Genomic DNA, 12,876 nt, shown 5'->3' on the forward strand with positions numbered 1-12,876 from the left:
TCGTTATTCATGACTTTAATTACGCTCACCGGGAGCTTGATGTACGCCGGTTCCACGGCATGATAGCGAGCAGTCGCGCCATGCCACAAAAACCAGTGATGCCCGCAAAAGTTAAACCGGCCCCGACGAACGCGCTTAACAGGAAGAACGCGCCAGACACGCTATAACCGAGCACGACGCCCAGTAAAATTAGCACGCCTGCCGCAATCTGCACCTGGCGCATCAGAGGAAGGGGCTGTGATTTATCTTCAACGGTAGGCAGGCCAGCCTGCTTCCAGCCATCAATGCCACCCTCGACTATTTTTATCTGCGCGGGAGCGGCAGCGGCAATCAGGCGGCTTAGATTGTTACGTGTACGATGGCCAGACTGGCAGTGGAAAATCACCACCGCATCAGCGGTAGATGGCAATGTCGCTCCCTGTTCTATTGCGCTAAGCGCAAGCAGGCGCGCAACGGCAATGTGCTCACGGGCATATTCATCGGCATCGCGAATATCAACCAATGTGGCCCCGCGCTCAATCAGCGCTAACGCCTCGACGGGCGTGATGTTTTCGATGGTCATCATTTTATCTCTCAAGGGCAATAGAGCGTTTTCAAGGCGGTGACAATGTGCTTAACCGCCTCGCTATGAATGAAATAGTGAATGCGCTGGGCGTCGCGCTGGCTGCCGATTAACCCTTCTTCACGCATTCTGGCGAGATGCTGTGAGGTTGCCGACGGGCTTAAACCGGTGACTTTGGCTAACTCACCGGCGCTGGTACCTGGTGAATCGCAAAGTATGCAGAGGATCAGCAACCGGTGAGGGTTACTCATGGCTTTCAGCAGCAAAGCGGCTTCGCTGGCGCGTGACTGGAGAAATTCGCTGTTGTTCATCTTTTATTTTAGGCTTTTCTTAATTAAGTCAATTCTAAAATAAAGGGCGGAATTATGCCAGTAATCTCTGTTCGTCTGAGTGTGCGGGGGTTGCGCCGGACCATGTCCAGCGCACAGAAGGCGGGTTATTGTGCCGGAGGAAGGGCGCGTAAAATGCGTTGCGCCTCGTCGGCATTAAGCGGGTAATCAAAGAATCGGCGGTAAAAATCCTCGGTCACCGCCGCCATATCGACGTTGGGGAATAGCTCCGGGTGCAGCATTTTCGCCGCCCACTGGATTTGTAGCGCGCTCTCGGTTCCGTAGCGATCCCACGGGAAAACGCCCGCCGGGTTTTGCAGTACCTTGCCGTTTTTCACCGCGTTTAATCCGGCAAAAAGTTTAGCGTAAGGCGAATGCGCCAGGTCGCCGCAGTGAGCGCCAAGAATAATCACATCCGGCTGCCAGCTGAGTACGCTCTCGGCCGACACCTCTTTCATATTGCCATTTATATCTTTCGCCGCATTTTTACCGCCCGCGAGGGTAATCCAGGTATCAATCAACGTCTGGCTACCATCGACTTTGAGCGGCTTCAGGGACTGAATATGCAGCACGCTGGGGCGCTGCGTTGCCGTCAGGTTTTGCGTTTTCCGCTGTACGGTATCAATTGCGGTTTGCAGATAATGGTTATAGGCCGCCGCGCGCGCGTAAGCGTGATGGGTATCAAGCACTTGCGCGGTGGTGGAGACTGATTTCATCAGCGAAGGGTAGTCGGTGAACGCCATCTCAAGGGTTGGCAAACCGGCCTGGCGATAACTCTCCGCCTTGTCATTTCCTTTGGCGCTAAACACCACATCGACCCGTTTAGCCAGCAGGCTTTCGGGGTTAAAACTCGTGCCGCGTACCTGCAACGCCTGATTCAGCGTTGGCGTAATTTTAAACATCCACGGCTGGCTTTCCGGGTGATTCACCGTGGCGACGATTTTGTTGCCCGCGCCTAACGTCATCAGTACCGAATGATGGGCAAACCAACCGTCGGCAATCGCGTTGACCCGATCGGGCACGCTAACCGAATGACCGGCATCATCCACGACCTGGCGCGAGGCCAGGGCGGGGAAAGCCAGCCAGGCGCAGAGTAACCACGCATGGCGACGTTTCATAGCGATAACTCCTTAGAAATCAACTTGCATTGACAGTTGCGCTTCACGCGGCGCACCCAGTTGCGCGCTGGCATTGCCCGCGCCGGTATAGCCGGTTAACGCGCCTGGAACTACGTTTGTCCAGTAGCGGCGGTTAGTCAGGTTGGTGATATCCAGACGGAAAGTTACCGGCGTATTAAACAGACGAGTGGCGTAGCTGCTGCCAACACCGACCGTGGTATAGCTGCCCACCCAACTGTCATTGGCGTTATCGGTTGTGCGACGGCCAACGTAGCGCACGTTGGTATCGACATCGACGCCAGGCAGTTGCTCAATGCTGTAAACCGCTAACATGCTGGCGGTAAAACGCGGCAGGCCGACAATTTGCTTGCCGTCTGCGCTGGCGCTTGCGGTGTCGTGCAGGCGCGGGTTCAGCCAGGTTGCGCCACCGAACAGACGTAAATTACGGCTCACGTGACCATCCGCCATCAGCTCCAGTCCCCGGTTTTTCTGCGTGCCATCCTCGGCAAAATCGCCGCTTTCATTGGTATAGGCAAACGGGCGTTTTGCCTCAAAGACGGCGGCAGACAACAATAGATTGTTGATTGGCGCGTATTTCACCCCAGCCTCAATCTGGTGGCTGCGGTATGGGTCAAGCACTTGCCCGGCGTTATTCGCCCCCGCAGGCGCAGTGTCGCCTTGCTGCATACTGTCGGCCCAGGTGGTGTACAGGGTGATGTTATCGACCGGTTTGTACATCAGGCTGGCAGAACCGCTGGCGCCGTTGTCTTTTTTATTGCTGGTTTGCTTACGGGTCTTGTTGTAGTTGCTGACGGTAAACAGGTTTTCGCTTCCCGATAACAGTAGGCTCCACTGCGGGCTAAAGTGCAGTGTGTCGCTCAGCAAGAACGCGTGCTGCGTGGTGGTGGCGGAGTGATAACGATTGTCAAAGTTTGGATACGGCGGGCGCGGATAAGTGGGATGCTCATACAGCGATGACTTGCCAAGCGTAAATGTACCGCCGTTAACCGGATTGTAGTTTTTCCAGACGAAACCGCGCATCCCGGCGCTGATATCGTGAGTTAGCCAGCCGGTATCGACGCTGCCGGTCAGGTTTGCCATATAGCTATTGATGGTAAAACGGCTGGCGGCAGAGTTGGATGTGGTGCTGGTGTAGTTCCCTCGATTGTCCGTCAGGGTATTGGTTACGGTGGTGGACTCACGATCAGCAATCTGGCGCAGGACGCCGACATCTAACAGCCAGTTGCCATCAAAATCATGCTTCAGATGCAGGCTGGCGGTGGTGGTTTCATCATCGTTTCCCGCATAACGTTGGCCGTACTGGCTTTTGGTGGGATCAAGCGGGGAAGGGAAGTGGACACCTTTAGCCAGAGCAAATGAGCCGGGCATCCCTTTTTCATAGTAGTGGTAGTAGCTGAAATTACTTTCCAGCACGGTTTTGTCGGTGAGCTGGAAATCCAGCCCCAGCCCGGCATACTGGCGGCGCTTGTGGCTGCCGCTGGTGTAGCCGTGGCCTTCATCGTTAAGCAGGTTAAGGCGATACTTAACGCGGTCGCCATCATCAATCGGGCCGCTGAAATCCATTGACGTCAGCGTACCGTTACCGGTACTCGCCCCCACGGTGACCCGGTGCAGTGGGGTATCGGTTGGGCGTTTGGAGACTAAATTGAACATCCCCGCTGGGTTTGCCGGGCCGTACAGCGAGCCTGCCAGGCCGCTCAGTACTTCTACGCTCTGAAATTGTTCGGCGGGGTACTCTGTCGTCGAAACCGCATTCAGGCCGTCAATCATATGGTTTTGTACCACGCTGCCCTGCATCCCACGGGTTTGCGGGCGCACGCCATCGCCCTGTACAGAAGGCATATAGCGATAGGCATCTTTCACGCTTTTGAGCTGCTGTTCGGCAATGATGGGCGCAGAAAGCGTTTGTACTGACCACGGCACGTCAATCAGCGCGCGTTTGCCGAGGCTACCTAGCGAGGCCTGTTTTTCAGCGGCTGGGGGTTCTTGCTGTGTGCTGTCAGCGCTGGCAGAAACCACCATTGTGTCTTCGGCGTGTCCTGGTTTGGTGATAACCAGGCATGAAAAGGCCAGCAGTCCGGTGGCGAACGGTATCGTTTTACTATCAAACATTTTGTTATTCAGTGTGTTAGCGGAAAGACGGGCGATAGAGAGAACTATCACCGACACATGAGGGAAACAGTCATTATTATTTGTATGATGAATATCATGGGTGGTATCGTTATATATGTCAATACATAACGATGGGTAGGTAAATTCGCTTAAAAATGGCAAAACGTGAAAATTACGCGTAAGGAATCAGCAGAAATAAGACAGTTTTGCGTGTCGCGCAGGCATAAAAAAAGCCGCGATGGCGTAAGGCTTGTCAGTTAAGGGGATTTCTACTTTTAGTCTCGCCGTCAGCTGCGGTCTTTGAATGAATAGCGACAACCAGAGTGGCTGAAACCGATGAGTCCCCGATGGAAATCGGCGAGCCGGAGAAAGGAAGACAAGGTCAGACCGCCAGGGATGGCGGGCTGAGGCGAACCGAGACAGGAAGTCGAGTTTCGCCGTGCCGCAGGCTGGAGTTCGCAGGTGAGCGCAGTGCGAAGCACCGATTTCCCTGCGGGGCCGCAGGGATTGTCAAGGGGGACTCGGCAGTCCCCCTTGACCCGTTCACTGGAACATGTGCTTCATGTTCTACAAAACATCAGGTGAACGGAATGTGGCGCTAAACTCACCAGCATTACGCCATCGCGGCGTTTTTATCGTTACCACTCAAAGGATTATTCGCTGGCTTTTTTCTCAAGCGAAGCAGCACCTTCTTTGGTTTTATCCCAGCCTTCCTGAGCGCCTTTTTTGGTGGCGTCCCATCCTTTCTGGGAAGTTTCTTTGGTTTTATTCCAACCTTTCTGCGCACCTTCTTTGGTGGCATCCCACCCTTTCTCAGTGCCTTCTTTGGTTTTATGCCAGGTTTTCTGTGCGCCTTCGCTGACCTGGCTACCCACGCTGTCACTTTTGCCTTCTACTGCGTGTTTGGACTTAAGTTTCAGCTCTTCGCCCTGGTTTTGCGCCTGATGCAGCTTTTCTTTCGCTGTGTTCGCATTCTCTTGTGCTGCGGCAACGGTGTCATCTGTAGCGTGTGTGGTTGCGGCAAAAACGGGAGAAGCCAGCAGAAGTGCAGATAATGCAATCATCGTTTTTTTCATCATATCCTCATCTAACGTTATCAGTGTTATGCACAGGACTAAGGTTGGCACACGCAACTTTATGCGTCTCCAGGAATAAACTGTAAGTGGATTATCGTGATATGGCGAATAAATAGCGGCAAGCCCGATAGGATTATCGCTATCGGGCAAGAGAAATTATCGCTCCAGCACAATCAGTGGCGCGGAGTCATGGGTATGGGCGATGCTGATTTCGGCCTGATACAGGTTTCTCAGCGCCGATTCGGTTAGCACCTTTTGCGGCGTCCCGTTATCGACCACGCTCCCTTTTTCCAGCAGCACAATTCTGTCGGCGTAACGCGCTGCGAGGTTCAGGTCATGCAGCACGCAGCAGACGTTAAACTGCCGCTCATCTACCAACTGGCGCAGCAGGCGGAACAGATGCTGCTGGTGGTGGATATCCAGCGCCGAGGTGGGTTCGTCGAGAAACAGCCACTTTGGCGACGGTTCCGGCTCCCAAAGCTGCACCAGCAGGCGCGCGAGCTGGACTCGCTGTTGTTCGCCGCCGGAAAGATGGCGGTAGTCGCGTGAGGCCAGTTCGCTACAGCCGCACAACGCCAAAATATGCTCGGTTTCGTCGCGCGGATTGCGGGTGCGATGCGGATGGCGCCCCATTCGCACCACTTCCATCACGCTAAAAGGGAACGCCATATGGCAGTTTTGGCGCATCACGGCGCGCGTTTTTGCCAGCTCCGTCGTCGGCCAGTCATTCAGTGGCCGCCCGAACAGCGAACAGTGACCACTGTCTGGCTGAAGATAACCGGTTAACTGGCGCAAAAGCGTCGATTTCCCCGCGCCGTTCGGCCCCAGGAGAGCGACGATTTCCCCACCGGGCAGGGTCAGCGATACATTGTTGGTCAGGCGACGCCCGTTAATGCTGTAGGTCAGATTGTGGGCGTCAATCATAGTGCTCTCCGGGTACGCAGGATCAGCCATAAAAAGTAAGGGCCGCCAATCAGGCTGGTCAGCAGGCCAACCGGCATTTCGGCAGGCTGCACTAGCGTGCGTGCTAAGGTGTCGGCAACCAACAGCAGACACGCTCCCGCAAGCGTTGAACACGGCAGCAGCCAGCGGTGATCGGCTCCAATGGTCATCCGAATCAGATGCGGAATTACCAGCCCGATAAAACCGATAACGCCGCTCACCGAGACCGCCGCCCCCACTAACAGCGAGCTGATCAGCAGCAGTTGCTGGCGCCTGCGTTTAACGTTAACGCCGAGGTAATGGGCTTCTTCATCGCCCAGTTGCAGTAGATTTAAGGTGTTAGCCAGCCAACCGGTGGCAAGCATCGCCGGAAGCGCGAACGACGCCGCTACCAGCAGCGTTGGCCATTGCGCCTGCCCCAGGCTGCCCATCATCCACAGCGTTAACTGGCGTAACTGTTGCTCGTCGCCAACATAGCTCAGCACGCCGATCGCCGCGCCGCACAGGGCATTGATGGCAATCCCTGCCAGCAGCAGTTGCATCATGCCGCCGTGGGTATGGCGCAGGCTTATCAGGAAAATAATCGCACACACCACCAGGCTACCGCCGACGGCGAAAATCATCTGTTCATACAGCATAAAGATTGCGGGTAGCGACACCGGGAAGATAATCGCCACGCCGACCATCAGCGCGGAACCACTGCTGACACCGAGCAGGCCAGGGTCAGCCATTGGGTTGCGAAATAGCCCTTGCATAATCACGCCCGCCGTTGACAGCGCGCCGCCAACCAGCACTGCCAGCAATACGCGCGGAAGGCGAATATTGAGCCAGATATCGCGGTACTGCTCGTCCTGCAAAGAGGCGAAGGTGATTTTTAGCGCCCCCTGGCTGGCTCCTACCAGTACCAGCGTCGCCAGCATCAGCAGCAGGCCGATAAAAACGCTGAAGGAAGAGAGTGAATCCTTGAACACACAAAACTCCATGACATCGATGCGGCGCTGTAATACAGCGCCGCGTGGGGATTAAGCCGGTTTGAGTTCCGGTTCCACCAGGCTATAAACCTGCTGGTTGAGCGCCGGGGCGTTGGCTAACGCCTGAATGTGCGCGGCGACATCGGCACGCTGCACAAATCCATGAACTTCCTGATGTTGGAAACGCTGCGCCTTGCCCGTGGCCTCGCCGTTGAGCAGCCCGCCTGGGCGGAGGATGGCGTAATCCAGAGTGCTGGTTTGCAGCCAGCTTTCTGCCAGCGTTTTTTCTCTGACCGCCTGACCAAACGCCGCTCTGGCGCGGGGGGAAAGATACGCCCAGCTATCGCCGCAGCCCAGCGATGTCACGAGGATCATGCGCGAGATGCCTGCTTTTTCTGCTTCATCAATCATCGTACGGTGCGCCAGGTAATCGTGCGCGCCGCCGATGGTGGAGATAACCGTCGCCGTCGCGCCCGCCGCTTCGCAGGCTTTTGCCACGCACTGCGCGTCACAGGCATCGCCGATCAATACCTGCACGCCTTTGGCTTGCAGCCGTTCGGCGGCTTCAGGGTTACGCACCACGGCAAAAACCGGGCGCTGTTCGGCAAGCGCACGGTCAACCGTCAGCGCGCCAACGCCGCTACCGCCCGCGCCAAAAATCAGCCACGGGGTCATCAGGCAGCCCCTTTCAGCGTTGCTGCCAGCGTGCGGAAGGCGTCCAGTTGTTCGCTCAGCAGTTGGCGGTGGTCGTCGCGACCGAGGAATATTTTGAACATGGCGCTACCGGCCTGATTGAAGAACAGGATAGAGGCGGTATCCATCGCCATGAATTTGCGCTCAACAAGAGCGATATGCGTGCAGTTTTCTGCTTTGATATGGCCGGTCATGCCTTTTTTACCACGCAGGTTGAAGTAGCCGTGACGGTGAAAGCCGGACGGCAGTTCGCCGGTAAATTCCAGAATCACATCGGCGGTGTGCACCAGAGTGGTAACTTTGCCCCATTCGCACACGGTGTCCCATACGGTGTCAAATTTGTCGCCCGCGACCAGCGTAGAGGATGGCAGATTTTTCACTACCTCCAGCAACGTGGTGTTGTACTGCCCGGCGATCGCTTCCAGCGTACCGTCTGGCTCGGTTTTTAAGAAATCCTGTAAAGAGACGTTGCTCATTATTCACTCCTGTTATTGGGTTTCTACCGCAATGCGCGGTGCGTTAAGTTCCTGAATCAGTTCATCAAGAGACTGCAAAATGTTGCTTGCCCAGAAGCGCCCTTCGTTGGTCAGGCGCAGGCAGGTGGAGCTATCCACGGTAAGCCCCGCGCTGTGCCACTGTGCGAGCAGCGGGGCGAGTTTGGCGGCGTGCGGCGTGAGTTCATCCAGCGGCACGCGGGCGGTTTCTACGCCAGATTGCAGGGTATGACGCCACTGGAAGCCGCGCTCGGCGGTGCGCATCATCATCATCAGCGGCTTTTTGCCCGCCGCGATGGACGCGTGCCAGGCATCAAGGTTGCGCTCAACCATCCACGAGTAACCATTGATCGAGCCACCCGCGCCAGAGCCGAGCGCCAGACAATCTGCGCCTTGTTTAATCAACAAGTTGTAGAGGTTGCGTTCGCGCGTGGTGCGCGCCCAGTGGCTATTGCTGATGCAGCGCCAGCCAGCTTGCGCCATAAAATCGCAGCCTTGCAGGTACAGGTCGCGGCGCTCTGCCGGTTGTGGCACGGCGGTGCGGCCATTTTCTACCGCCTTACCAAGCGGCGTGTTGGGCAGCAGGTTAAGGGCGTACAGATCCACGCCGTCCAGCCCGATATCGCGGGCGATGGCTAAATCTTCCCCCCACAGTTTGCTGTCCTGGCCAGGCAGGCCGAACAGCAGATCGCACACCACGGCGGCGCGGTCGCGGCGCACCAGCCCTTCCATAAAGGCTCTCGCGGTTGGGCCGTCGGACGTGCGCGCCATTTTCTTGCGGATTTTGCTGTTAAACGACTGAATACCAATCGAGAACCGGTTCGCTCCTGCATCCAGACAGGCGTCGATACGCGCGTCGTCAAAGTTCAGTACGCGGCCTTCGATGGTGATTTCGCAGTCTGGGGCCAGCGGCAGGCGCTCGCGCAGTGCGGTAATAATGCGCGCTAAATCGCGCGCTGAAAGCGCCGACGGCGTACCGCCGCCAAAGTAAACCGCGTGGATAGGCGCAGACTGGTGCAACACGCTGTCGGCTTCCATCTCAATTTCACGCAGTAACGCATCGGTGTAACGAGTGCAGTGGTCTTCTTCATAACGGTTTTGGTAAAAACCGCAGAAAGTGCAGTGGGTCGCACAAAACGGAATATGCAAATACAGCAGGCGTTTGCGCGGTGGCGTAGCCTGGCTGAGCACCTGCTGCCAGGTTTGCGCGAGCTGATCTTTGGCAACCGGAATGGCGCCACGCCACGGCATGGTGGCACGGCGGTCTTTAAATGGCTGACCGCCTTCAAGGGCAAAATGCGGGGTTAAATCCAGGTCGTTTGTGGTATTCAGCATAACGGGTATTTCAACATCCTTTAGTTTGGCCAGAACTGGCGGTGCAGCGTTTCAACAGCGTCAGCGACGCGCGGCCCCATCCCCAGAATCAGCGCCTGATCGAGAATCACGATCCGCTGGTTTTTCCATGCCGCTGTGCGGGTGATCCCGGCAACGGTGCTCAGACGGTTGAGATCGCCTTCCACCATTTGCGATGTCACGATGATCACCTCTGGATTGGCGGCGATCAGCGCTTCTGCACTGTAGCTGCGGTACTGCTGATGCTGGGCGACGTTATGCGCTCCGGCGAGGGTCATAATGGCATCCGCGACGCTGCCTTTTCCGGCCACCTGCGGGGCGCTGCCGCCCGCGCTGAGAATAAACAGCGCGTTGACCGGTGCGGGTTTGTTGGCGCTGCTTTGCGCCACTTTTTGCAGCCGCTGGCGGATATCCTTCACCAGCGCATCGCCGCGCGCCTCGGTATTCAGCACTTTTGCCAGCGCGTGAATATTGGCGTACATCTGTTCGACGGTGGCTGGAACGCGCGGCAGGGTCACCACGTTCACTTTTTGCGAGCGCAGTTGATCAAAGACCAACTGTGGGCCTGCGTCTTGCCAGGTGATGAAGGTGTCCGGGCGTAGCGATAAAATGCCTTCGCTGCTGAGCTGCTTCCAGTAACCGATATGCGGCAGGGCAGCGGTTTCCGGTGGATACGAGGTGGTTTCATCCACCCCGACCACACGTTGACCGGCGTCCAGGGCATAGATAAGTTCTGCCAGCGAACCTCCAGCGACCACGATTTTTTCAGCCGCCTGCGCGCAGAACGCGCAGGTCAGTGCCAGTAATCCTATGGCGAGTTTTTTCATCATCAGAAGTTCCAGGCAAAGCCGACGGCCGCGTTAAAGCCCGCCGCAGGAATGGACTCATGCGCCGTCATATAACGTTTGTCGGTCAGGTTGTTGAGCGCCAGATTGACCTGGTATTGGTTCTCCGCGCCAAACTCGGTGTTTACTGCCAGGTTCAGCGTGGCCCAGCCTGGGTAGCGAGTTTGGGTGTCGCCGGTGCTGTCTTTCGCGCTGGATGCCGCGCGGATGTACAAATCAGAGGTGACGTTCGCGGCGTTGAGCATCAGGGTATGTTTCACCCCGAATCGCCCATTGACCGTCGTCTCGCCGGTGTCCCAGGTTTTCAGCGTCGCGCCATCGTACTGGCGACGAATCAGGTTACCGCTGACGTAAGGGGAAACCGCCCAGCCGTTGTACTCGGCGCTCAGCTCCATGCCCCAGGTTTTGGCGCGATCGATGTTGTCGTAGAAGTAATAACCGCCGCGCGAGGTGGTGGAGTTACCGTGACAAATCGCCTGACCGGAGCAGGAAACACTGGCGATATAGTCTTTTGCTTCTGAGTAATACACCGCGCCGTCAACCAGCCACAGATTGCCGTTATAACGCGCGCCCAGCTCGTAGTTATTCGAGTGTTCGGCTTTTAAATCTGGGTTGCCATAGGTCACGCCGCCGCCCGCCGAGGTTTGCATAAACAACTGGCTGAGCGTTGGGAAGACGTAGCCCTGCGCAAACGCTGCGCGCAGCTCGACGTTGTCAAAGCCGGAATAACGCAGGCTGGTGGCAGTGACCAGTTCGTTATCATGCGATGAGCGCTCGGCAAGCGAGGTATCGGTGGTGATACCTTTGGTGGTGGACTGCGCATCGCCACGAGTCAGTTTCGACGACAGCCAGTATTGCCGCGCGCCCAGCGTCCACGTCCAGTTGTCGGCAAAGCGCCAGTCGTTTTGGGCAAACAGCGAAGTGTTGCTCTGCTCAGACTCGTTATAGCCACGGGTTTTGGTTTCAGTATTAATAAACCCGGTTAGCGATTTCTGGCTGGTGACGCCGTTAGAGGTTTGCGATACGCGATCGCGCTGGTATTGCGCGCCGAGCACTAAGTCATTATTGGCGGGCAGAGAGAAATTGCTTTGCATCGTCACGCCCTGCGTGTACTGCTTATCGCTGGTGTGAGTCTGATTGTGGACGGTCAGCGCCTTGATAATCGGGCTAGGGATCACCTGCGTGGTCGCCACTTCATTTTCAAACTTACGATCGATAGTCTGCTCGTAGGCGTCGATGTGGAATTTCTTCAGGTACTCGCCGTCAACATCGACATCATAGAACAGGCCGATCTTTTCGCGTTCCAGTTTCGGGATCTTCACGCTGAAGGCATCGTACTGGCCTTCAGGATCTTCGAAATAGGTTTGCGTGGCGAGCTTGTAACGATCGAGTGATAAGCCAAAATGCTGGTTGTCGAGGTTATAGCCCAGCCAGATACCCTGGCTATTATTACGGAAATGGGTGTTCGGCAGGCGGCCATCTGGCGTATCGCGATCGCCCTGATCGGAGTAGTTGCCGTTAATGCGGTAATCAAATTGGCCGATGCTGCCCCATGCGGTGGCAGACTCTTCCCAGCCGGCGGTGGACGAGTTGTAGACCGCTTTTACCGTACCCGCGACAGGCTTATCGCCCCCTTTTTTGGTGATAAAGTTCACCACCCCGCCGATGGCCTGTGAGCCGTACAGCACGGAATAGGGGCCTTTTACCACTTCAATACGTTCCAGCGCCGACTCATCAATTAACAGCCCCGCGCCGTAATCTTGACCGGCACGTTGGTAAGTGACCTCCTGACCGTCTATCAGGATCAGCACGCGCGACGACGCTTCACCACGGATGCGGATCTGCTTACGACCCGCCAGCGCATTGTCGGTAATCTCAACGCCCGGGATATCCTGAAGATCGTCGGCAATCGAGGTGCTGGTGGAGTTTTTCAGCGTTTGATGGTCGATAACTTGAATAGTGGCAGGACTTTCCCAAAGATTGCTTTCCGTCCGGTTGGCGGTGACGACCAGCGTATCTTCTTTACTGTTTTTGTCCTGTGCTGTGGGAGCCGTGGCGGCGGAAACAGCACCTGCGATAAACAATGGCAGGGCGGAGAGTACGAATGACCCTCGGGTCATGGTATGCAGCATGGTTAACCCTATGAATAAACAGTTACATGATAATAAGAATGACTATCAATTACATTCTCATATTGGCGTATTGGCCGTCTAGACTTGAAGGTATAAACAAAATGCATCTTTGATTTGCGTCAATTTATGGCGGCGATAGAAAAGTGAAATGTGATATTCATCACGACAAATTTGCCGATTATCAAGTTGTTAATATGGTTGATTTGATTAATGTCAGCGGTAAATGCT

At 55.9% G+C, this 12,876-nt stretch carries 12 protein-coding genes; all 12 read right to left on the reverse strand.

The window, feature by feature from the left end:
- Nucleotides 1-25 precede the first annotated feature (25 nt).
- A complete protein-coding gene (locus AC6I4B_RS05695; protein ID WP_497771948.1) occupies nt 26-562 on the reverse strand; it encodes a rhodanese family protein in 537 nt (178 codons plus the stop codon).
- An 11-nt stretch (nt 563-573) separates the two neighbouring features.
- A complete protein-coding gene (locus AC6I4B_RS05700; protein WP_497770248.1) occupies nt 574-873 on the reverse strand; it encodes an ArsR/SmtB family transcription factor in 300 nt (99 codons plus the stop codon).
- A 125-nt stretch (nt 874-998) separates the two neighbouring features.
- Entirely contained in the window at nt 999-2,009 is a 1,011-nt protein-coding gene (locus AC6I4B_RS05705) for an ABC transporter substrate-binding protein (RefSeq protein WP_497770250.1), read from the reverse strand.
- A 12-nt stretch (nt 2,010-2,021) separates the two neighbouring features.
- On the reverse strand, nt 2,022-4,142 hold the full coding sequence (locus AC6I4B_RS05710; RefSeq protein WP_497770251.1) for a TonB-dependent receptor: 2,121 nt from the start codon (nt 4,140-4,142) through the stop codon (nt 2,022-2,024).
- Between the two features lie 653 nt (nt 4,143-4,795).
- Nucleotides 4,796-5,218: a KPN_00521 family repetitive protein gene (locus tag AC6I4B_RS05715; RefSeq protein ID WP_497771949.1), complete on the reverse strand. Its 423-nt coding sequence runs from the start codon at nt 5,216-5,218 to the stop codon at nt 4,796-4,798.
- A 156-nt stretch (nt 5,219-5,374) separates the two neighbouring features.
- Nucleotides 5,375-6,142, reverse strand: a complete 768-nt coding sequence (locus AC6I4B_RS05720; protein WP_497770252.1) for a heme ABC transporter ATP-binding protein — start codon at nt 6,140-6,142, stop codon at nt 5,375-5,377.
- The gene (locus tag AC6I4B_RS05725) at nt 6,139-7,131 is read right to left on the reverse strand and encodes a FecCD family ABC transporter permease (RefSeq protein WP_497770254.1); all 993 of its coding nucleotides are present in this window, start codon (nt 7,129-7,131) and stop codon (nt 6,139-6,141) included. Before AC6I4B_RS05725 ends, AC6I4B_RS05720 begins: the two co-directional genes overlap by 4 nt.
- 51 nt (nt 7,132-7,182) lie before the next feature.
- Complete coding sequence (chuY, locus tag AC6I4B_RS05730) at nt 7,183-7,806, reverse strand: anaerobilin reductase (protein ID WP_497770256.1); 624 nt, start codon at nt 7,804-7,806, stop codon at nt 7,183-7,185.
- Complete coding sequence (gene hutX / locus AC6I4B_RS05735) at nt 7,806-8,300, reverse strand: heme utilization cystosolic carrier protein HutX (protein ID WP_497770257.1); 495 nt, start codon at nt 8,298-8,300, stop codon at nt 7,806-7,808. The genes chuY and hutX overlap by 1 nt, the downstream gene beginning before the upstream one ends.
- Before the next feature lie 12 nt (nt 8,301-8,312).
- Nucleotides 8,313-9,650: a heme anaerobic degradation radical SAM methyltransferase ChuW/HutW gene (gene hutW / locus AC6I4B_RS05740; protein ID WP_497771951.1), complete on the reverse strand. Its 1,338-nt coding sequence runs from the start codon at nt 9,648-9,650 to the stop codon at nt 8,313-8,315.
- A 23-nt stretch (nt 9,651-9,673) separates the two neighbouring features.
- Nucleotides 9,674-10,498, reverse strand: coding sequence for a heme/hemin ABC transporter substrate-binding protein (locus AC6I4B_RS05745; protein WP_497771953.1), 825 nt, complete (start codon nt 10,496-10,498; stop codon nt 9,674-9,676).
- 2 nt (nt 10,499-10,500) lie between these two features.
- Nucleotides 10,501-12,636, reverse strand: coding sequence for a TonB-dependent receptor plug domain-containing protein (locus AC6I4B_RS05750; RefSeq protein WP_497770258.1), 2,136 nt, complete (start codon nt 12,634-12,636; stop codon nt 10,501-10,503).
- Nucleotides 12,637-12,876: the final 240 nt, after the last annotated feature.

The organism is Kluyvera fluvialis, assembly GCF_059725275.1.